The sequence below is a fragment of the Herbaspirillum sp. C7C8 genome (assembly GCF_022627875.1).
In the GTDB taxonomy this organism is placed as follows: Bacteria; Pseudomonadota; Gammaproteobacteria; order Burkholderiales; family Burkholderiaceae_D; genus Herbaspirillum.
In genome coordinates, this window is sequence record NZ_JABXGG010000013.1 from 84400 (window position 1) to 103820 (window position 19421).

General features: G+C 64.0%; 19 protein-coding genes. 9 read left to right on the forward strand and 10 right to left on the reverse strand.

The window, feature by feature from the left end:
• Positions 1-23 precede the first annotated feature (23 nt).
• The gene (locus HWE01_RS15850) at positions 24-830 is read right to left on the reverse strand and encodes a TrmB family transcriptional regulator (protein ID WP_008330933.1); all 807 of its coding nucleotides are present in this window, start codon (positions 828-830) and stop codon (positions 24-26) included.
• 118 nt (positions 831-948) lie between these two features.
• Here HWE01_RS15850 and HWE01_RS15855 point away from each other — a divergent pair, with 118 nt between their 5' ends.
• Positions 949-1314, forward strand: coding sequence for a RidA family protein (locus HWE01_RS15855; RefSeq protein WP_034351150.1), 366 nt, complete (start codon positions 949-951; stop codon positions 1312-1314).
• Positions 1311-2492: an MFS transporter gene (locus HWE01_RS15860; RefSeq protein WP_034350796.1), complete on the forward strand. Its 1182-nt coding sequence runs from the start codon at positions 1311-1313 to the stop codon at positions 2490-2492. The genes HWE01_RS15855 and HWE01_RS15860 overlap by 4 nt, the downstream gene beginning before the upstream one ends.
• A 63-nt stretch (positions 2493-2555) precedes the next feature.
• On the opposite strand, the gene HWE01_RS15865 is transcribed toward HWE01_RS15860, so the two are convergent.
• Positions 2556-3647 (reverse strand): tartrate dehydrogenase, encoded by a 1092-nt coding sequence (locus HWE01_RS15865; RefSeq protein WP_241822308.1) that lies wholly within the window; start codon positions 3645-3647, stop codon positions 2556-2558.
• A gap of 188 nt (positions 3648-3835) precedes the next feature.
• Between HWE01_RS15865 and HWE01_RS15870 the strand changes: the two genes are divergently transcribed.
• The 4 genes from HWE01_RS15870 (at position 3836) to HWE01_RS15885 (ending at position 9067) form a co-directional block, all read left to right on the forward strand.
• On the forward strand, positions 3836-4783 hold the full coding sequence (locus HWE01_RS15870) for a LysR family transcriptional regulator (RefSeq protein ID WP_241822309.1): 948 nt from the start codon (positions 3836-3838) through the stop codon (positions 4781-4783).
• A gap of 74 nt (positions 4784-4857) precedes the next feature.
• Positions 4858-5640 carry a GntR family transcriptional regulator gene (locus tag HWE01_RS15875; protein WP_175343369.1) on the forward strand — a complete coding sequence of 261 codons (783 nt, stop codon included), beginning with the start codon at positions 4858-4860 and terminating at the stop codon, positions 5638-5640.
• 224 nt (positions 5641-5864) lie between these two features.
• Positions 5865-7139 carry an oxalate/formate MFS antiporter gene (oxlT, locus tag HWE01_RS15880; protein WP_008330943.1) on the forward strand — a complete coding sequence of 425 codons (1275 nt, stop codon included), beginning with the start codon at positions 5865-5867 and terminating at the stop codon, positions 7137-7139.
• Between the two features lie 245 nt (positions 7140-7384).
• The gene (locus HWE01_RS15885) at positions 7385-9067 is read left to right on the forward strand and encodes a Na+/H+ antiporter (RefSeq protein ID WP_175343368.1); all 1683 of its coding nucleotides are present in this window, start codon (positions 7385-7387) and stop codon (positions 9065-9067) included.
• A 121-nt stretch (positions 9068-9188) separates the two neighbouring features.
• Here the strand turns inward: HWE01_RS15885 and HWE01_RS15890 are convergent, their stop codons facing one another.
• The 6 genes from HWE01_RS15890 to HWE01_RS15915 form a co-directional block, all read right to left on the reverse strand.
• Positions 9189-9458 carry a hypothetical protein gene (locus tag HWE01_RS15890; protein WP_008330946.1) on the reverse strand — a complete coding sequence of 90 codons (270 nt, stop codon included), beginning with the start codon at positions 9456-9458 and terminating at the stop codon, positions 9189-9191.
• Between the two features lie 234 nt (positions 9459-9692).
• Positions 9693-10484, reverse strand: a complete 792-nt coding sequence (locus tag HWE01_RS15895) for a type 2 periplasmic-binding domain-containing protein (protein WP_241822310.1) — start codon at positions 10482-10484, stop codon at positions 9693-9695.
• A 13-nt stretch (positions 10485-10497) separates the two neighbouring features.
• Positions 10498-11271, reverse strand: coding sequence for an ABC transporter permease (locus tag HWE01_RS15900; protein WP_034350799.1), 774 nt, complete (start codon positions 11269-11271; stop codon positions 10498-10500).
• 130 nt (positions 11272-11401) lie between these two features.
• Complete coding sequence (locus tag HWE01_RS15905; RefSeq protein ID WP_175343366.1) at positions 11402-12403, reverse strand: ABC transporter substrate-binding protein; 1002 nt, start codon at positions 12401-12403, stop codon at positions 11402-11404.
• Positions 12400-13173, reverse strand: a complete 774-nt coding sequence (locus HWE01_RS15910; RefSeq protein ID WP_008330951.1) for an ABC transporter ATP-binding protein — start codon at positions 13171-13173, stop codon at positions 12400-12402. Before HWE01_RS15910 ends, HWE01_RS15905 begins: the two co-directional genes overlap by 4 nt.
• Positions 13174-13388: 215 nt before the next feature.
• Complete coding sequence (locus tag HWE01_RS15915) at positions 13389-14279, reverse strand: NAD-dependent epimerase/dehydratase family protein (RefSeq protein WP_241822338.1); 891 nt, start codon at positions 14277-14279, stop codon at positions 13389-13391.
• A 36-nt stretch (positions 14280-14315) separates the two neighbouring features.
• Between HWE01_RS15915 and HWE01_RS15920 the strand changes: the two genes are divergently transcribed.
• From HWE01_RS15920 to HWE01_RS15930, 3 genes are all read left to right on the forward strand, one after another.
• Complete coding sequence (locus HWE01_RS15920) at positions 14316-15365, forward strand: CDP-6-deoxy-delta-3,4-glucoseen reductase (RefSeq protein ID WP_241822311.1); 1050 nt, start codon at positions 14316-14318, stop codon at positions 15363-15365.
• Positions 15366-15786: 421 nt separating this feature from the next.
• Complete coding sequence (locus tag HWE01_RS15925; RefSeq protein WP_241822312.1) at positions 15787-16989, forward strand: acetylornithine transaminase; 1203 nt, start codon at positions 15787-15789, stop codon at positions 16987-16989.
• A 21-nt stretch (positions 16990-17010) separates the two neighbouring features.
• Positions 17011-17550: a C40 family peptidase gene (locus HWE01_RS15930; RefSeq protein ID WP_237713572.1), complete on the forward strand. Its 540-nt coding sequence runs from the start codon at positions 17011-17013 to the stop codon at positions 17548-17550.
• On the opposite strand, the gene HWE01_RS15935 is transcribed toward HWE01_RS15930, so the two are convergent.
• Positions 17543-18307, reverse strand: a complete 765-nt coding sequence (locus tag HWE01_RS15935; protein ID WP_008330957.1) for a FadR/GntR family transcriptional regulator — start codon at positions 18305-18307, stop codon at positions 17543-17545. The two genes, HWE01_RS15930 and HWE01_RS15935, sit on opposite strands and share 8 nt — an antisense overlap.
• 9 nt (positions 18308-18316) lie before the next feature.
• Entirely contained in the window at positions 18317-19378 is a 1062-nt protein-coding gene (locus HWE01_RS15940; protein ID WP_241822313.1) for an Ldh family oxidoreductase, read from the reverse strand.
• Between the last annotated feature and the right edge of the window lie 43 nt (positions 19379-19421).

Below are 19421 nucleotides of genomic sequence, written 5' to 3' on the forward strand. Positions count from 1 at the left end.
TGCAAATGCTCAACGGGATGCCATCAAACCGGTGCAAGCATGGCCTGCATCGCCGGCGTGGCCAGCAGCTTCCTGTAGGTGGCCGCAGACATCGCATTGATCATCAGACGCCCGCTGACATCGGCCTTGATGTACTCCACGGCAAGCAGCGCGATGACCGTGTTGGTGGTCAATGTCGCCTGATCGGCAGTCGTGTCGCCAAACTCCGCCACCACCGCTGCGGTGTCATCTGCAACCGCTACCGCCAGACGACGACCGGAAAGTCGCAACCTTGCGCTGGCCCCGCATTCGGCCAGGTCGTAGGTATGAGGACCTTGCAAAGTCCCCTTTCCATAAATGGCGACATGGGTATCCACTCCGCGCGCGCTGGCCGCCTCCAGCAGCGGCCCGAGCTCGTCAAGCTCCTCGTCCCAGATCCCCGCAAACACACTGCGTTGCGCGCTTGCAATTGAGCGCGCAAAAGCCTGCACGATCTTTTTCCTGCCACTGAGCGACCAGACCAGTCCGGCCTCTTCTTCCACAGGGAGCCGATCCAGTGCCGAGGCCGCCGCTTCGAGGTCAGCATCGAAACGAGAGCGCAATTCCGCCAACAGCGCAGTGTGCGGCACGGCGCTGTAACGCACGGGCTCGGATCGATTCACCAGTACCGCACCGCGCATTTCCAGTCGGGCCAGCGTTTCGTACACCTTGGAAGGGGGCATCGATGCTCTGCGACTCACCTCGGCCCCGGTCAATGCAGCCTGACCGACCAGGGCGGTATAGGCCTGCGCTTCATACTGGGTAAAACCCAGTCGCGTCATGGACGCGATCAGTTCGTTTTCTGCGGTCATGCCGGACTCATTTTTCCATACGAAGGGATTGACTAACTACCTGAGTAGTATACCATTCCAATAACTACTACCATAGTAGTTATAAATATGATTAACCATGAAGGAAAGGATGAACCACATGCGTCAACTTGTCAGCACGGGCTCGCCCTGGGAGTCCAAGGTCGGCTACTCGCGAGCGGTGATCGTGAACGATACGATCTTCATTTCAGGCACGGCCGGACAGGGCCCGGATGTGTACACGCAGACCAAGGATGCACTGGCCACGCTGGCCAGGGTGCTCACCGACAACGGCTTTCAGTTGTCGGATGTGGCGCAGAGCCGGCTGGTGGTCGCCGACTTTGCCCACTGGCAGGATGCCGCTCGCGCGCATGGCGAGGTCTATGGTGATATCCGGCCCGCGTTTTCACTGGTGCATGCACTACCGTTCGTCGATGAGGCGATTCTGGTGGAGGTCGAGGCCATTGCCGTCAGAGTCGGGCGGTGAAGACAACAGACGCCCAGCACGGTCGGCTCACGGGACGTGCGCTCACTGTGCTCTCGGTGGCAGCGGGAAGCGCCATCGCGAACAACTACGCGATGCAGCCTGCGCTTTCGGTGATTGCCGCTGATTTTGGCGCCGGGATGGCGCTCATGACGGCGGTGATATCCGGCGCCATCCTTGGATATCTGATCGGCCTGGTGCTGCTGGTTCCGTTGGTGGACAGGCTCAGTGCGCGCGCCTTGATCCCGGGACAGATCTTCGTGCTTGCCTGCGCGCTGGTGCTGGCTGCGTGCGCACCGAGCCCGCGCGCCCTCATCGGATGCTTCGTTCTGATCGGTGCAGCCAGCACGGTTGCGGCACAAAGCAGTGCCATTGTCGGCAAATTTGCCGATGCGCGGTGCCGTGCCCTGAACATGGCGACGATCTCCGCCGGCATCTCCGCAGGGATACTGCTGAGCCGCTTCGTGGGGGGCCTGCTGGTGCAATGGTGTGGATGGCGGGGAGCGCTGTTGGTATTGGCTACCCTCACTGCCGTCTGCGGACTCTGCGTTTTCCCCCTGCTGCCGCGACAACGTCCACCAGGACAGACCGGATACTTTTCGACCTTGTGCGCTCTGCCCGCCCTGGTAGGGCAATCGAAGCAGTTGCGTCTGCGCATCTGCGCAGGAATGCTGTGGTTCTTTGCCTTCAACCTGATCTGGGTCGGGCTTGCCGTACGTCTGGCCGCGCCGCCCTACAACCTGGACGCCGCGCGCATCGGACTCTACAGTCTGGCCGGACTGATGGGCCTTGCCATGACGCGTATCGCTGGAGCACTGGCAGACCGCTTCGGGAACCGGCGCGTGATTGTCTGCGGTCTGGCTTGCGCCGCTCTGGCTGCGGCTTGCCTGTCTGTCGTCCTCGATCATGCACCCGCCACCCTGGTTGCGCTGGCGCTGTTCGATGCAGGCTGTTTCACTGCGCAAGTGGCCAATCAGGCGGGTGTCGTCGCGATCGATCCATCACGGGCCGGCGCGCTCAACTCCGCCTACCTGTTCTTCTATTACGGCGCGGGCGCCGTGGGTACGGCCGTGGCAGGATCGATTGCCATGCACGGAGGCTGGAGCGCGACAGCCTCGTTGGCCGCCTTCGCGGCCACCGCGGCAGCGATGGTCAGTGCTGGTCTGCGGGCGTCGTCCTGACAAAGAGAGATCTCGCGCCGAAAAAGACAACGCCGCAAATCGTTTATATCAGCGCTGAAACGATCACGCCGCCTGCCGCCCCCGCGCCGCTTTGGCAACGAAACCGCACACCGCCTCGGTCACCTGCACCGTAGTCGCCTTGCCGCCCAGGTCGCCAGTATGCAGCGCCGGATCGGCCGTGACCGCTTCAATGGCCTGCATCACCTGCGCCGCCGCGTCGTGCTCGCCCAGATGTTCCAGCAGCATCACCACCGACCAGAAGGTGCCGACCGGATTGGCCAGGCCCTTGCCCATGATGTCGAAGGCAGACCCGTGGATGGGTTCGAACATGGACGGATAGCGGCGCTCCGGATCAATGTTGCCGGTGGGCGCAATGCCCAGGCTGCCCGCCAGCGCAGCGGCCAGGTCGGAAAGAATGTCGGCATGCAGGTTGGTGGCCACGATGGTGTCCAGTGTGGCCGGTCGGTTGACCATGCGCGCGGTGGCGGCGTCGACCAGTTCCTTGTCCCACTTCACGTCAGGGAATTCCTTGGCAATCTGCACCGCGATCTCGTCCCACATCACCATCGCATGGCGCTGGGCATTGCTCTTGGTGACCACTGTCAACAACTTGCGCGGACGCGACTGCGCCAGCCTGAAGGCAAAGCGCATGATGCGCTCGACCCCGGCGCGGGTCATCATCGAGACATCGGTAGCCGCTTCGATGGGATGCCCCTGGTGCACGCGGCCACCGACACCGGCGTATTCCCCTTCGGAGTTCTCGCGCACGATGACCCAGTTCAGGTCTTCGGCGCGACAGCGCTTGAGCGGCGCGTCGATGCCCGGCAGGATGCGCGTGGGTCGCACGTTGGCGTACTGGTCGAAACCCTGGCAGATTTTCAGGCGCAGGCCCCACAGCGTGACGTGGTCGGGAATGTGCGGGTCACCGGCCGAACCGAACAGGATGGCGTCCTTGTCGCGCAAGGCATCGAGGCCATCGGCGGGCATCATCACGCCGTGCTGGCGGTAGTAGTCGCCACCCCAGCCGAAGTCCTCGAAGTCGAAGGCCAGGTCGGCACGGGCGGCGGCCAGGGCTTGCAGCAACTGGCGGCCGGCAGGAATGACTTCCTTGCCGATGCCGTCGCCGGGAATGGTGGCGATGCGATAGGTCTTCATGTCTCCAGCCTTTCTTGATGAGATGCGGTGTGGGGTCTCGCAAAACGACGGCATGTGCCGCGTCTTTGCATGCGGGCTACTTTACCCATACTGAAAGGACAGGAACCGGTGCTAGACTTAAAGCATTCTTAACCTGGATTCAACAATCCATTTCTTGTTTCCATTTCTTGTTTCCCTTGCGAGGTTTCATGCAGGACACCGTCCTTCCCGCCGACCTGCGTTTCTTTTCCGTGCTGGCCATGGCGGGCAGCCTCTCGGCGGCCGGGCGCGAGCTGGGGCTGACCACGGCGGCGGTCAGCAAGCACCTCACGCAGATGGAAGCGCGTGCGGGCGTGCCGCTGGTGAACCGCACCACGCGCCGCATGATGTTGACGCCCGAGGGCGAGCTCTATCTGGAACACGCGCGGCGCATCCTCGACCAGATCGATGAATTGTCCGAACTGCTGGGCAGCTCCAGGCGCCGCCCGGAAGGTCTGCTGCGGGTCAATGCCACGCTGGGGTTCGGGCGCAGCCATGTGGCGCCGGTGATTTCCAGATTCGTCACGCGGTATCCGCAGGTGTCGGTGCAATTGCAGTTGTCGGTGATGCCGCCACCGCTGACGGAGGACAGCTTCGACGTCTGCATCCGCTTCGGCGAGCCGCCCGATACCAGGGTGGTAGCGCGGCGACTGGCGTCCAATGCGCGCCTGCTGTGTGCCGCGCCGGACTATCTCAAGCGCAGGGGCGTGCCGCAGACGCCGCATGACCTGTCCAAACACAATTGCGTGGGCATCCGCCAGGGCGATGAGGCGTATGGGGTGTGGAAGCTGTCCTCGGGCAGCGGTGTTTCGCGCAAGACCGAGACTGTCAAGATCCGCGGCAACCTCACCACCAATGATGGCGAGATCGCAGTGAAGTGGGCGCTGGATGGGCACGGCATCCTCATGCGCGCCGAGTGGGATATCCGCAGCTATCTGGAACAGGGCCGGCTGGTGCAGGTGCTGCCGGGCTGGCAGACGCCCAATGCGGATATCTTTGCGGTGTATTCGCAGCGCCAGCAGCTGTCGACGCGGGTGCGCAGCTTTGTGGATTTCATTGCGCGTGAGCTGGCCGATACTTCGCCCAAGCCGCGTATTACCGTGCTGGGCAAGCGCTAGGGTAGCTTCCATCCGCCCCCATGCCCGCGTTAAGATAGCCGCCAACCCCGTCCACCCGCCCAGCCACATCCTTCATGACGTCCAGCCAAGCGCCCGCCGATCTCGCCAGCCGCCGTACCGGCAAGCTGACCGATACCGTCTACGCCAGCCTGCGCGAAGATATCTACGCCTTCCGCCTGCTGCCCGGCGATCGCTTTGCCGAGAACGACGTGGCCGAGCGTCTCCAAGTATCGCGCACCCCCGTGCGCGAAGCGCTCATGCGCCTGCAAAGCGAAGGCCTGGTACGCGGCCACTTCCGCAATGGCTGGGAAGTGGTACCGATCGACCTGGCGCGCTTTGCCTCCCTCTATGAGCTGCGCGAGATGCTGGAACTGCACGCCGTGCGCAAGCTCTGTTCGCCGCGTATGGCCGCCTCGGTGCGCCAGCAACTGGTGGCCGAACAGGGCGCGATCTGGCAATGCGCCCCCAGCGACCGCCTGGCCGACGGTCTGGCCGTGGCGGCCCTGGACGAAGCCTTCCATTGCGCGCTGGTGCAGGCGGCCGGCAATCCCGAGGCCGATACCGTCTACCGCCAGCTGGCCAACCAGCTGCGCATCATGCGACGCCTGGACTTTGCCTACGGCGACTGCATCGCCGATACCTACGCCGAGCATCGCGCCATCCTCGAGGCCATCGCCCGCGGCGACGGCGACGATGCCAGCAGGCTGGTCGCCCGTCATATCGAAGACAGCCATACCGTGGTCGAACGCATCACCATCACCCGCCTGGAACAGGTGCGCGCCGCATCGGTGCAGGCTGCACCGGCACGTGGCACGCTGGCGGCACCAGCACCCACCCGGCGCAAGCGCTTTGGCTGAAAAAGTGAAGGTTTGTGCGTCATCTGCGGGTCGCAGGCCGATTTTTCTCCCCTTGAAGAAGATTTGAACCGTTTTTCCCGGTGCCGGATTTGCCCTCAGGCAAATGGCACGAAAGCTGCTTTTGTGAATACGGAATTTATGAATACATAAATTCGGCGAGCGCTACCCTGCCGGATCCGGCAAGGCTGGCCATCTCACTCTGGCTTTCTGTACAGGAGAAACGCATGACCACCCTCACCCAAACCGCCCCCGCGAGCACGCAGGGCTTGCTGCGCAACCGCTGGTTCCAGTTGTTGATCGGCCTGATCTGCATGATGGCCATCTCCAGTCCGCAATACGTGTGGACCTTGTTCACCAAGCCGCTCACGGCCAAGCTGGGCGTGCCGCTGTCGGAACTGCAGATCACCTTCTCCATGCTGATCGTGCTGCAAACCTTCTTCTCGCCCTTCCAGGGCAAGCTCATTGATCGCTTCGGCGCGCGTCGCCTGATCGCCATCGGCACCTTCATGTCGGGCCTGTCCTGGGTCCTGGCGGCGCAGGTCTCGAGCATCGGCATGTTCTATCTGGCCTATGGTCTGGTCGGCGGACTGGGCACGGGCATCGTCTATGTCGGCGTCGTCGGGCAGATGGTGCGCTGGTTCCCGGACCGCCGCGGCTTTGCCGTGGGCATGGTGGCGGCCGGCTACGGCATGGGCGCCATCCTGACCACCTTCCCGATTGCCGCCTCGCTGGCCAGCGCCGGTCTGGAAACCACGCTCTGGCAGTTCGGCCTGGTGTTTGCCGTCATTGGCGTGCTGGCGTCGCAGGCCCTGCGCTCGCCCGATGCCAGCCATGCCGCTGCCATGCCGGCCCCGGCGATTGCCGCCAGCAAGCTCGACCTGGCGCCGCGCCAGATGCTGCGTACGCCCCTGTTCTGGCTGATGTTCGTGATGATGACCATGATGTCGACCTCGGGACTGATGGTGACCTCGCAGATGGCCACCTTCGCACGTGACTTCGGCGTGGCCAACGTGATGGTGTTCGGGCTGGCCGCGCTGCCGCTGGCGCTGACCATCGACCGCCTCACCAATGGACTCACGCGGCCCTTCTTCGGCTGGATCTCGGACCGCTATGGCCGCGAGAACACGATGTTCTTCGCCTTCGCACTGGAAGGCGTGGCCATGGCGCTGTGGCTGGCCACGCGCGACAATGCGGTGCTGTTCGTGCTGCTGTCGGGCATCGTCTTCTTCGGCTGGGGCGAGATCTTTTCCCTGTTCCCCTCGACCCTGACCGACACCTTCGGCACCCGCCACGCCACCGCCAACTATGGCTGGCTCTACATCTCGCAGGGTATCGGCTCGATCTTCGGCGGTCCGCTGGCCGCCATGATGCACGAGAAAACCGGCAGCTGGCATCCGGTCTTCGGCACCGCCATCACGCTCGACATCCTGACCGCCTGCCTGGCGCTGCTGGTGCTCAAACCCTGGCGTGCACGCTACCTGGCCAAGGCGGCTCAGTAAACCTCGGCTCCCGCACCACGTTCTCTTTTCTCCTTTCCCCGATGCCGGCCTTGCGCCGGCATCGTCGTTTTTGCAGCGCCCTGACCACCATGCAGCATGCCCCCGGGCTGATGGCGTGCTTGTGCCGTATACTTGCAAACGTGTTGCAAAGCTGTTGCAAGCCTTTGCAAGCCTCCTGCAACTCCCCGCAGTTCAGCGGGTCTGACCCACCCGCGCCTCATCACAAGAACATCACCCGCTGCCTCATGGAAATCGTCTTCACCGTCTTGATCCTGCTGCTCGCCGTCGCCGTCTCGGGCGTAGTGGCACGCCTGGCGCCCTTCAAGCTGCCGCTGCCGCTGTTCCAGATTGCCCTGGGCGCGGTGCTGGCCATGCCCATGTTCGGCCTGCGCATCAGTTTCGATCCGGAACTGTTCCTGCTGCTGTTCATCCCTCCGCTGCTCTTTACCGATGGCTGGCGCATGCCCAAGCGCGAGTTCTTCCGCCTGGCCCGCCCGATTCTGGCGCTGGCGCTGGGTCTGGTGATGTTTACGGTGGTCGGGGTCGGTTATTTCATCCACTGGATGATCCCGGTCATCTCGCTGCCCTCGGCCTTTGCACTGGCTGCCGTGCTCTCGCCGACCGACGCGGTGGCGGTCTCCTCCATCGTCGGCAAGGGCCGTCTGCCGGCCTCGATGCAGCATGTGCTGGAGGGCGAGGCACTGATGAACGATGCGTCCGGTCTGGTGGCCTTCAAGTTTGCGATTGCCGCCGTCATCACCGGGACCTTCTCCCTGCTCGATGCCAGCATCTCCTTTGTCCTGATCGCCGCCGGCGGCATTGCGGTCGGGCTCATCGTGGCCTGGGGTTTCGGGCTGATCCGCCGCAAGATCATCGAATGGGCCGGTGACGAGCCGGGCATCCAGGTGGTGCTGCTGTTGCTCATTCCCTTCACGGCCTACATCTTTGCCGAACACTTCGGGCTGTCGGGCATTCTGGCTGCGGTGGCTGCGGGCATGCTCATGCCCTATCTGGAAACGGCCGGTGGCGAATCGGCGGCGACCCGGCTGCAGGGACGCAGCATCATGACCATGCTGGAATTCGTCTTCAACGGCATGTCCTTCCTGCTGCTGGGCCTGCAACTGCCGGGCATCGTCGGCCTGGCCCACGTGGATGCGCAGATGGCGGGCAATGTGCCGGTGTGGCACCTGTTCCTCTACATCCTGGCCATCACGGTGGCGCTCATCGTGCTGCGCTTCGTCTGGGTCTGGATCAACCTGCGCATGCGCCGTTTCGCCTCGGCCCTGCGCGGCCAGAGCGGGCGAAATCGCAAGTTCGACCTGCGACTCATCAGCATCACGGCGCTCTCCGGGGTGCGCGGGGCGATCACGCTGGCCGGTGTGATGTCGATTCCGCTGCTGCTGAAGGAACATACACCCTTCCCGGCGCGCGACCTGCTGATCTTCCTGGCCACCGGCGTGATCCTGTGCTCGCTGCTGTTCGGCAGCTTCCTGCTGCCCTGGATGTTGAAGGACCTGCAGCTCGACGCCGAGGTCAAGCGCCGTCGCGCCGAAGAAATGATGGCGCGCCTGCGCCTGTCGGAGGCGGCCGTGCGCACTATCGAGGAGGCGCAGGAACGCATCGGCGTCAATCTCGATGAATCGGACCTGGCCCTGTTGATGGAAGTCAGCGGCAGCCTGCTGGCGACCTATCGCATGCGCATGAATGCGGAGAGCGATTCCGAAGAAACCCAGCGCGCCGCCAACCGCTTCAAGCAGTTCGAGCGTGAACTGCGACTGGAGGCGATCCGCGCCGAGCGGCTGGAAGTGCACTACCTGCGCGCTGAACAGCGCATCAATGACGAGACCTTCCTGATGCTGATCAACCAGATCGACATGGCCGAGACCTGGCTGCTGGGCTCGTTGAACGGACCGGGGCAGCAGCACTGACTTGTCGCGCGCAGTACCAACGACAAAGCCCGCAACACCCTGTCATCGGGCGTTGCGGGCTTTGTTGAATCCAGGTTAAGAATCCGGAATCAGCCAGTTCAGCTGGCCGACAAGGCAGAAATCAGGCCACCGAATTGACGGTCGTGCCGATGATCTCGCCGGTCGCATTGCGCGAAGCCTGCTCGCGGCGGTCGCGTTCCTGGCGGGCGCTTTCGGCCCGGGTTTCGTCGGCCTGGATTTCTTCCAGGCGGCGCTGTTCCGCCTTCAGGGCCGCCGCCGCTTCTTCGGCACGACGCACGGCCACCGGATCGTTGGCCTTGCCAGTGGTCGGGGCATTGCCATTGGGGTCGGAAACGACGCCGTTGACGGCAGAGGAAATATCCATGGCCATGATGGGCTCCCTTTGAAACGAAGGCTAAGAAATGAACACTGTTGGCGACAGGATGTGCCATACAGTGACGTGAATGTCGACTATGTTACGCCCATTGACGCGCTCTGCCACGGGGAAAATCCTGAAATGGCAGGATTTTTATGCGGCCCGCACAACCGTGATTGCCTGCCTGGCAAGAAAATCCGCCGCGCCGATATCGCCGTGGCAACTTCCTTGTCTCAGGGGCAAGGTGCTTCAGTGGCAATCCGGCACGTTCTGGTCGAGATAGACCTCGAAGGCCACATTGTTGACCCACTTCTTGATGGCATTGGCCCAGAACGCATCGTTCCATTTCGCCGCTGCGTGGCGCGCGACAGCCAGGTCGGCGGGATCGTTGCCGCGCACCTGCAGCACCAGCGCGCGGCGACTGACCGGGGCCAGCTGGGCGGAGAATTTCTTCCATTCGGGCAGCTTCAGCATGGCCTTCATGAGCGTATCGTCATGCACGGCGGCATCGCACTGCCCGGTGCGCAGGGCCAGCAGTGCATCGGCCGGGGCCGGCATCACTTTCTCGATGGCGGCATAGCGCGCGCTGAGGGTGCCGACGTAGGGCGATCCGGCGGAGACGCAGACGGTGCGGCCCTGGAGGTCTTCCCATTTGCGGATGGTGGTGTCGGTGCGCATGATGGCCATGGCGCCGGCGCTGTAGCCGGTCGACACCGTGATGAGGTCCGCCGCGCCGGTCTGTGCCGGGTCCACGCGGGTGAGCATCACGTCGGGACGCACGCCCTTCAATGCAGCGCGGTCTTGCGTATTGGGCTGAAGATCGGCCTTGCCTTTCCATTGCGTGGCGAGATCCTCGGCCAGCACGGTGGCAATGTTTTCCGGTGTACGGAATTTCATGCCGGCCTTGTAGAGCGGCGGCACGTGGTCCAGTCCGATACGCACGGTCTCGCTGCGGCGGGCGTCATCGAGCACGCCAGCCTGGGCGGCACCGATGAGCAGGCCGGTCGAGGCGAGCAGCATGAAGCGGTCAAGGGCGCGCATGGTCGGTCCCGGCTCAGACGTACTGGTATTTCAGCAGGCGATGCTTGAGGTTTTCCAGGATGAGCTGGTCGATGAGCGCAGCGAAAATGGCAATGGTGAGGATGTTGGCCATCACGCCGATCATGTCCGCCGTCTCGCCCGAGTAGGCCAGCGTGCGGCCCAGGCCCTTGCCGAAGCCCACCAGCATCTCGGCCGAGATCAGCGCGCGCCAGGCATTGCCGAAGGCCAGCTGGGCACCGGTGATGAGTTCGGGCATCACCGCCGGCAGGTACACCCGGCGCAACATGGACAAGCGCGAGGCGCCCATCACGCGGGCCGCCGAGACATGCACCTGCTGCACGCTCTCGGTGGCATTCATCACCGACAGCGCCGCCGGGAAGAAAGCGGCAATGGCCACCACCACCACGATGGGCAGGTTGCCGAAGCCCATCAGGATCAGCAGCAGCGGCACCCAGGCGATCGAGGGGATCGATTGCAGGATCACGATGGCCGACTTCAGGACTTCACGGAAGAAGAACAGCACCGCACCGACCAGACCGAAACCGATGCCCAGCACCAGGGCCGAGCCATAGCCCATGCCCAGGCGATAGAGACTGCCGAACAGGGCCAGGCGGAAATTGTTTGACTGCACCTCTTCCCACAGCCGCGCGAGCACTGAAGGCACGCCCGGCATCAGGAAGGACGGCAGCGACCAGGCCGCGATCTGCCACATCAAGAGGATGAAGACAATGGCCAGCACCATGGCCAGTTTCTTGCGGAGTCCGGTAACGCGACGCTGTGAGCTCATAAGGACAGGAAAGACAATGGCCGGACGGGTCCGGCCAGATTAAAAAAACATCAGGACTACTTTGGCATGACATCCCGAACCGTTCGGGCTCAGCAGACCCAAGAGGGCCGTATCGAAGACGCTGCAGCAGTTACAGCTTGCGCGCGTTCTGCCACGACAGGTCGGTGATGGAGTTGACGTCAAAGGGCTTGCCATCACGCGTCTTGAGCGATCCTTGCGATTGCAGGATGTTGGCGATCTCCTGCATGCGGTCCTGGTCCTTCTTGCTGATCTTGGGGGTGAAGGTCTGGCTCTTGATGGCATCGCGGATCACGTCTTCGCGCAGCATCTCGCCGTGCTTCAGCGTCTTGATGGTCGGCTCGGCGATGAAATAGCCGGCAATCAGTCTGGAGGCATCGGCAGGCTTCTTCTGCAGCAGAGTGATGGCGTCACGTTGCGCGTCCAGCGACTTCCAGACGGCATCGCGCTTCTTCTTCAGAGTCTCGCCGGAGGTGATGACGACCATGCAGGGGAAGGGCCAGACTTCACCGATCTCATAGATCTGCTTGACCGGCGCAATCAGTTGCGCGATGCGCGCCTGCGGCTCGAACAGGAAGGCCGCATCGACCCGCTTGCCCACCAGCGACTGCACCGCCACCTGGGGCGAGACGCCCATGACGTTGACGTCATCGGGCTTCACGCCCGCATCACGCAACACCACGCCCTTGAGCACGGTGTCGGCGGTACTGCCCTCGGCCTGCGAGGCCAGGGTCTTGCCCTTGAGGTCGGCCACCTTGTTGATGCCCGAATCCTCGCGCGCCACCAGAGCGTGATAGCCCAGTTGCGCACCACCGACCACCTTCAGGTCCGCGCCCTTGGAAGCCCAGGCCACGGCATTGGAAAAACCGAACACGCCGCTGTCGAGCTGGCCGCCGACAATGGCCTTGACCAGGTCGGTGCCGGACTTGAATTCGATCAGTTCCACATCCAGACCGTACTTCTTGTAGAGGCCGGCTTCATAGGCGGCCATGGCTTGCGCATCGTCCATCACGCGCAGGTAGCCGATCTTGAATTTCTCCAGGGCAAGGGCGTTGCCGGAAAAAGCCAGGGCAGCGGCGGCGATGGCCGGTGCCAGGATGCGTGCGAGTTTCATACTCCAACCCCTTCAATGTTTTTGGCAAATTCGTCCTGCTCGGCATGGATGCCCAGCAGGCAAAGGATTTCGCGGCGGGTCGCCGCGAATTCGGACAGGTCGTGCGTCTTTTCGTGATGCACGAGATTGAATTCCTTCAAGACCTTGGCCGGGCGCGGGCTGAACACGAAGATACGGTCGGCCAGGAACAGTGCCTCATCCACATCGTGCGTCACCAGCACCACGGTCGGGCCTTGCTGGCGGATCAGGTCGCGCAGGGCATCCTGCAGGGTCATGCGGGTGAGCGCATCGAGAGCGCCAAAGGGTTCATCGAGCAACAGCGCCTTGGGCTGAGAGATGAAGGCGCGGGCCAGGGCCGCGCGCTGGCGCATGCCGCCCGAGACCTGATGCGGATAATAATTTTCGAAACCCTTGAGCTTGACGTTCTCCAGCCAGAGGCGGGCCTGGTCGGCGGCTTTCTTCTTGTCGACATTCTGGAATTCCAGTGCCAGCGCCACGTTCTGCAGCAGGGTCAGCCAGGGATAGAGGGCGTTTTCCTGGAACATCAGGGTGCGCTCGGGATGCGGTCCGCGGATGGCCTGAGCGTCGGCGGACACGGTGCCGCTGCTGGGCTTTTCCAGGCCGGCGGCCATGTGCAGCAGCGTGGACTTGCCGCAGCCGGACGGGCCGACCAGCGCGACCAGCTCACCGGAGGCGATCTCGCGGGTAAATTCCTCGATCACGTGCAGGTCGCCGAAACGCTTGGCGACGTTGTTGAAAGATAGCTTCATGTGGTCCGCGGACGGGCCGCGCGCAAGGGGTAGTGGAAGGGGGCCCGATGCAGATCGGTTCATTCGTGCGTCCATCCGCCCGGAACCGGCCGTGCAGCCTCCCCCTTTTAGTCAGGCATGCACTGTACTGAGGCCGGCTATGCAAAACAACTACTTAAAAATCGTATGCTTATTCGTATTTCGAATAAGAAAGGTGGGCAAAACGCATAAAGGCGTCAGCCCTTCGTCAGCCTTTGCTCCCGCCACTGGGCCAACAGGCTCTGCACCTCGGGATAACGCAGCCGCACGCCCAGCTCCTCCTTGATGCGGACATTGTGGAGGCGGCGCGATTCCGACATGAAGGACAGCATCATCGGCGAGACGCTGCGTTCCAGCTCGCTGCGCGGCAGGCGCGGCGGACGCGGCAGGCCGGCGGCATCGGCCACGGCGTCGAAATAGTCGCCCATCTTGAGGTCGGTATCGTCCACCGCGTGATAGACGCGATTGGGCGCGCCTGCGCGCATCGCGGCCAGGCAGATGCGGGCCAGGTCGTCGGCGTGGATGTGGTTGGTATGCACGTCCTCCTGCGCCGCCAGGGCCGGCAGGCCCTTGTGCAGGCGCTCCAGCGGCAGGCGGTCGGCGGCGTAGATGCCCGGCACGCGCAGGATGGAGAGCTTGCCGTGACGGCGCCGGGCCCAGGCGCGCAGGACCGTTTCAGCGTCCACCCGGCGCACGGCGCGGGCGTTCTGCGGACGAACGCGCCGGGTCTCGTCGAAACTTGCGCCAGCGCAATCTCCGTAGACACCGGTGGTGCTGACATAAACCAGGCGCGCGCCCTCGGGTAAAATGGCGGCCAAATTGCGAGTGCGGCGGTCGATGCGGCCCTCGGACTGCGGCGGCGCCAGATGCACGATGGTCGGTGCCAGGCGCGCCAAACGGCCCAGGGTCAAGGGCGCGTCCAGGTCGGCCACGATGGGAATGGCCCCGGCGGCGCGCAGTTCGGCACGGCGCTCGGGGTTGCTGGTCACGGCCAGTACGCGGTAGCGCGGCAGCAGCAGCGGCACCAGCCGCAGGCCGACATCGCCGCAGCCCAGGATCAGTACGCGGGGCAGGCCCAGTTTTTTCACGGTGTTCAATCCAAATTTATCCAGAAGCAGAATTGTATGAGTTTCCAAGTCACAGTCCAGCCCAGCGGTCGCCAATTCTCCTGCGACGCCAGCGAATCCATCCTCACCGCCGCCATCCGCGCCGGTGTCGGCCTGCCCTACGGTTGCAAGAACGGCGCCTGCGGCTCCTGCAAGGGCAAGCTGGTGTCGGGTCAGGTCGAGCACGGCCCGCACCAGGTGCGCGCCCTCTCGGAGCACGAACAGCAGCTGGGCCATGCCCTCTTCTGCGTGGCCAAGCCGCACAGCGACGTCACCATCGAGGCGCGCGAAGTGGCCGGCGTGGGCGAGATCCCGGTACGCAAGCTGCCAGTACGCGTGGCCAAGCTGGAGAAGGTGGCCGATGACGTCATCATCCTCTCGCTGCAACTGCCGGCCAATGACCGCCTGCAGTACAAGGCCGGCCAGTACGTGGAATTCCTGCTGCGCGACGGCAAGCGCCGCAGCTACAGCATGGCCAACGCCCCGCACAAGGATGAACACATGAGCCTGCACATCCGCCATCTGCCGGGCGGGCTGTTCACCGACCAGGTGTTCACCACGCTCAAGGAACGCGACATCCTGCGCATCGAAGGCCCGCTGGGGACCTTCTTCCTGCGCGAGGATTCCGACAAGCCCATCATCCTCCTGGCCTCCGGCACCGGCTTTGCGCCCATCAAGGCCATCGTCGAGCAGCTCGAACATGCCGGCTCCAAGCGTCCGGTCACCCTGTACTGGGGCGGCCGCCGCCCGCAGGACCTGTACATGAACGCCCTGTGCCAGCAGTGGGAACAGGAGCTGCCCAACTTCAAGTACGTGCCGGTGGTCTCCAACGCCCAGGCCGAGGACAACTGGAGCGGCCGCACCGGCTTCGTCCACCGCGCCGTGATGGAAGATTTCCCCGACCTGTCGGGCCACCAGGTCTATGCCTGTGGCGCGCCGGTCGTGGTGGAATCGGCACAGCGCGATTTCAGCGCCCAGTGCGGCCTGCCGGAAGACGAGTTCTATGCCGATTCCTTCACTTCCGAAGCCGACCTGGCCAAGGCCGTGTCGGACAACCCGGCCGCCTGACGGAGCCACTGCGGGGGCCGGTGCTGTCATGCCGGCGTCACGCGCATTTGCGAAGATGCCGCGCAAGCCTGATGCCGCACGGCCCGGCGAGATGCGATGAAATTGCAACGGTAGCCCGCCGCAAGCAGCCGCGGGCGAGTCCGGCGGGAAATTTCTTTTTGACGCTCTGCGCAAAAGGTCATAAACTGCACCGCATGATCGCCAACGCCACATTTTTACGACGCCGCAGCCAACCTGAGAAAGGTTTGCTGCTGCTGCGCGCGTGAAGTGAAACGAATCGCGAAGCCACAGGCAAACCCTGTGGCTTTTTTTTATTCGCCATTTGGGGTCTGTCGTGTGCCTGCTGCCCAGCGCCTAGTCATCGTGGGGGCAACGGTCTGCACCCCCCTCCCAACCACCCTATTCTTGCAGGAGCCTATCGATGCAATACAGCCAGTCCGACGCCAACAAGCTGATGTACGTCACCAACCGCCCCGAGCTGGTCTTCACCGAAGGCCATGGCATGTGGCTGACCGATCACAATGGCAAGCGCTATCTCGACTACCTGCAAGGCTGGGCAGTCAACACCCTGGGCCACGCGCCGCAATGTATCGCCGATGCCCTGGCCGCCCAGAGCAAGAAGCTGATCAACCCCTCGCCAGCCTTCTACAACGCACCCTCCATCGAACTGGCCGACCTGCTGACGGCCAACTCGGTGTTCGACCGCGTGTTCTTCGCCAACAGCGGTGCCGAAGCCAACGAAGGCGCCATCAAGCTGGCTCGCAAGTGGGGCAAGAAGAACCCGGCTGCCGATGGCTCCTCGCGCTTCGAGATCATCACCTTCAAGCACAGCTTCCACGGCCGTACCCTGGCCACCATGTCGGCCAGCGGCAAGGACGGCTGGGACACCATGTTCGCACCCCAGGTGCCGGGCTTCCCCAAGGCCATCCTGAACGACCTGGCCAGCGTCGAAGCGTTGATCGGCAGCCACACCGTGGCCGTGATGCTGGAGCCGGTGCAGGGCGAAGGTGGCGTCATCCCGGCGACCAAGGAATTCATGCAGGGTCTGCGCCGCCTGACCAAAGAAAAGAACCTGCTGCTCATCGTCGATGAAGTGCAAAGCGGCATGGGCCGTACCGGCCAGCTGTTCGCCTACCAGCACTCCGGCATCGAGCCGGACATCATGACCCTGGCCAAGGGCATCGGTGGCGGTGTGCCGCTGGCGGCCCTGCTGGCGCGCGAAGAAATCGCCTGCTTTGAAGCCGGCGAACAAGGCGGCACCTACAACGGCAACCCGCTCATGACTGCCGTGGGCGTGGCCGTGATCAAGGAATTGCTCAAGCCCGGCTTCATGGAATCGGTGCGCGAGCGCGGTCAGTACCTGCGCCAGCGTTCGCTGGAAATCTCCGAGAAGTATGGCTTCGAAGGCGAGCGTGGCGAAGGCCTGCTGCGCGCCCTGCAACTGGGTCGCGACATCGGCCCGCAGATCGTCGAAGCCGCGCGCAACCTGGAACCGGTGGGCCTGCTGCTGAACTCGCCGCGTCCCAACCTGCTGCGCTTCATGCCGGCCCTGAACGTGACCAGGGAAGAGATCGACCAGATGTTCTCCATGCTGGAAGACGTCCTGGCCAAGATCGGGAAGTAAGCGATGACGGGGCGCGCAAGGATGGCATTGACGCACAGGGCCGCTGTGCCCTCTTCCCGGTCGGCGCTGGCCGCAGTGTGTGCGGCACTGGTGCTGGCCGCCTGCGGCACGACGCCGACCGCGCCCCCCATCGCCCGGCTGCCCGGTGCCCCGCAATCGCAGGCACCGGCGCTGCCGGCCACCGACAATGGCAATGAGGTGGCCATCTATGCACTCTCGCTGATCGATACCGGCTACCGCTTCGGCGGCAAGAATCCCTCGGCCGGACTCGATTGCAGCGGCATGGTCAGCTACATCTTCGGCCAGGCCGCCAATTACCGCATCAGCGGCAGCGCCGCCGACATCGCCCGCCAGGGCCGCCAGATCGATCCCTCGCAACTGCGCGCGGGTGACCTGGTGTTCTTCAATACGCAGAACCGTCCCTTCTCGCACGTGGGCATCTACCTGGGCGATGGCCGCTTCGTACATGCGCCATCGACCAATGGCAAAGTGCACATCTCGCGCCTGGACAACCCGTATTTCTCGCGTCGCTTCGAAATGGCGCGCACCTACTTCAACTGAGCGTCTTGCGGGCGGACCGCTTGCGCGGCCCGTTCTCCTGCTGCTGGCGGTTGCCGTACTCGCGGATCAGATTGGCGCTGTAGCGCGTGAAGGCGATATCCATGTGCCGCCGCATGGCAGCACGCGCCTGCTCGGCATTGCGCTCGCGCAGGGCCTGCATGATCAGACCGTGTTCCTCGATGGCTTCCTGCCACACGCGGGTGCCGTCGAAGTGGCTGTGCAGGCGCTCGAACAGCGGCCCCAGGCGCGCATCGAAGAGCTGCGTCACCAGGCCGACCAGGACGCTGTTGCCGGTGGCCTCGGCCAGGCGGATATGGAACAGGCGGTCCGCCTCCAGCGGATCGATGCCGGCCTGGGCGTGGGAGATCATCAGGGCGTAGGCTTCCTCCACCGCCGCAATCTGCTGCTTGCTGCCATGCAGGACGGCGGCATAGGCCACTTCCCCTTCGATCATCTCACGCGCGCGGATCAGTTCCAGCGGCCCTTCCTCGCCGGACAGGTCGTGTCGCAGCTCGCGCTGTACCGGTGGCGCACAGACGTAGATGCCCGAGCCCATGCGCACTTCGATGTAACCTTCCACCTCCAGCGCGATGAGCGCCTCGCGCAGCGAAGGCCGGCTCACGCCCAGCTGCAGCGCCAGGTCGCGCTCGGACGGCAGGCGCGAACCCACGGCGAATTCGCCCTCCACGATCAGCTTGCGCAACTGGTCGCTGATCTGCCGGTACAGCCGCTGCGGTTCGATCGCTTCGATGGGCATGATGACCCTTCAGTCCAAGGTGGCGGGAAACTCCAGGTCGTAGGCGGCACCCGCTTCGCGCAGCATCGGCGCAATGGTCGGATGCAGGGTCAGCCCCTGCGCCAGTTGCTCGGCGCGGCGCTGCATGCCGCGGTCACCAGGCATGCGTACCTGGCCCACGCCGGGACGTGGCGGATTGCTGCGGCAGGCCTGGGCGATATGGTCCATCTGACGCTTGAAGTCCTGCTCGCCACCGAAGGCCGAGGGATCATAGAGCGACATGAACACCGTCGCCCCCCAGCCCGCTGCCGGATCGGCCCGGCCAAAGCCGGACAGGCCACCGGTGAGCGCCTCGATCAGCACCGCCAGGCCGTAGCCCTTGTGACCCGCCGACAGGCCGCCCAGCGGCAGGATGGTACCGGGCGGCGTGGCCGAAAGCACGGCCGGATCGCGGCTGGGATGGCCGGCGCCATCGATGAGCCATTCTTCCTCGAACTGCTTGCCGGCCTTGTGCAGGCGGTTGCTCATGCCATTGGTGGTAATGGAGGCCGAGATATCGACCAGGAAGGGCGTGCCGGAGGTGGGGATGCCCGCTGCAATCGGATTGGGCGTAAACACCGCCTGGGTGCCGCCGAACGGGGCCACGCTCCGCACTGCCGGATCGGAACTGGCCAGAATCATCATGAAGCCCTCCTGCGTGGCCCGCAACAGGTAGGCCGCCAGGCAGGCGATGTGATGGCTGTGGTGGATGGTCAACGAAGCGGTGCCATAGTCGCGCGCCTTGGGCATGAGCGCATCGATGCCCTGATGCACCAGCCAGGGACCGGGCAGGCGGCGGCCATCCCAGGCCAGTGCGGCGGCGCGTTCGGAGAGCACCTCGGGTCGGCCACTCTTGGCCATGCTGCCTTTTTCCAGTTCCTTGACGTAGGGGGCCAGCAGCGCCAGTCCGTGCGTGTCATGGCCCAGCAGGTCGCCGTCGACCAGGGTGGCGGCGACGCTGTCGGCCTTGTCGGCGTCCAGTCCGGCGCGCTGCAACAGCGTGGTGGCGAACTGACGCAGAGCGTCAGCGGAGAAACGTTCGGGGACTGCCATGGAAACCACCTTTCCTTGCTTGAATCGTCGATTGAAATCTTTT

Coding starts and splice junctions, on each gene's coding strand:
- HWE01_RS15870 (WP_241822309.1), top strand. CDS start 3,836: ATGCAGGACACCGTCCTTCCCGCCGACCTGCGTTTCTTTTCCGTGCTG.
- HWE01_RS15930 (WP_237713572.1), top strand. CDS start 17,011: ATGGCATTGACGCACAGGGCCGCTGTGCCCTCTTCCCGGTCGGCGCTG.
- HWE01_RS15920 (WP_241822311.1), top strand. CDS start 14,316: ATGAGTTTCCAAGTCACAGTCCAGCCCAGCGGTCGCCAATTCTCCTGC.
- HWE01_RS15910 (WP_008330951.1), bottom strand. CDS start 13,173: ATGAAGCTATCTTTCAACAACGTCGCCAAGCGTTTCGGCGACCTGCAC.
- HWE01_RS15885 (WP_175343368.1), top strand. CDS start 7,385: ATGGAAATCGTCTTCACCGTCTTGATCCTGCTGCTCGCCGTCGCCGTC.
- HWE01_RS15935 (WP_008330957.1), bottom strand. CDS start 18,307: ATGCCCATCGAAGCGATCGAACCGCAGCGGCTGTACCGGCAGATCAGC.
- HWE01_RS15865 (WP_241822308.1), bottom strand. CDS start 3,647: ATGAAGACCTATCGCATCGCCACCATTCCCGGCGACGGCATCGGCAAG.
- HWE01_RS15890 (WP_008330946.1), bottom strand. CDS start 9,458: ATGGCCATGGATATTTCCTCTGCCGTCAACGGCGTCGTTTCCGACCCC.
- HWE01_RS15940 (WP_241822313.1), bottom strand. CDS start 19,378: ATGGCAGTCCCCGAACGTTTCTCCGCTGACGCTCTGCGTCAGTTCGCC.
- HWE01_RS15850 (WP_008330933.1), bottom strand. CDS start 830: ATGACCGCAGAAAACGAACTGATCGCGTCCATGACGCGACTGGGTTTT.
- HWE01_RS15895 (WP_241822310.1), bottom strand. CDS start 10,484: ATGCGCGCCCTTGACCGCTTCATGCTGCTCGCCTCGACCGGCCTGCTC.
- HWE01_RS15855 (WP_034351150.1), top strand. CDS start 949: ATGCGTCAACTTGTCAGCACGGGCTCGCCCTGGGAGTCCAAGGTCGGC.
- oxlT (WP_008330943.1), top strand. CDS start 5,865: ATGACCACCCTCACCCAAACCGCCCCCGCGAGCACGCAGGGCTTGCTG.
- HWE01_RS15925 (WP_241822312.1), top strand. CDS start 15,787: ATGCAATACAGCCAGTCCGACGCCAACAAGCTGATGTACGTCACCAAC.
- HWE01_RS15875 (WP_175343369.1), top strand. CDS start 4,858: ATGACGTCCAGCCAAGCGCCCGCCGATCTCGCCAGCCGCCGTACCGGC.
- HWE01_RS15900 (WP_034350799.1), bottom strand. CDS start 11,271: ATGAGCTCACAGCGTCGCGTTACCGGACTCCGCAAGAAACTGGCCATG.
- HWE01_RS15905 (WP_175343366.1), bottom strand. CDS start 12,403: ATGAAACTCGCACGCATCCTGGCACCGGCCATCGCCGCCGCTGCCCTG.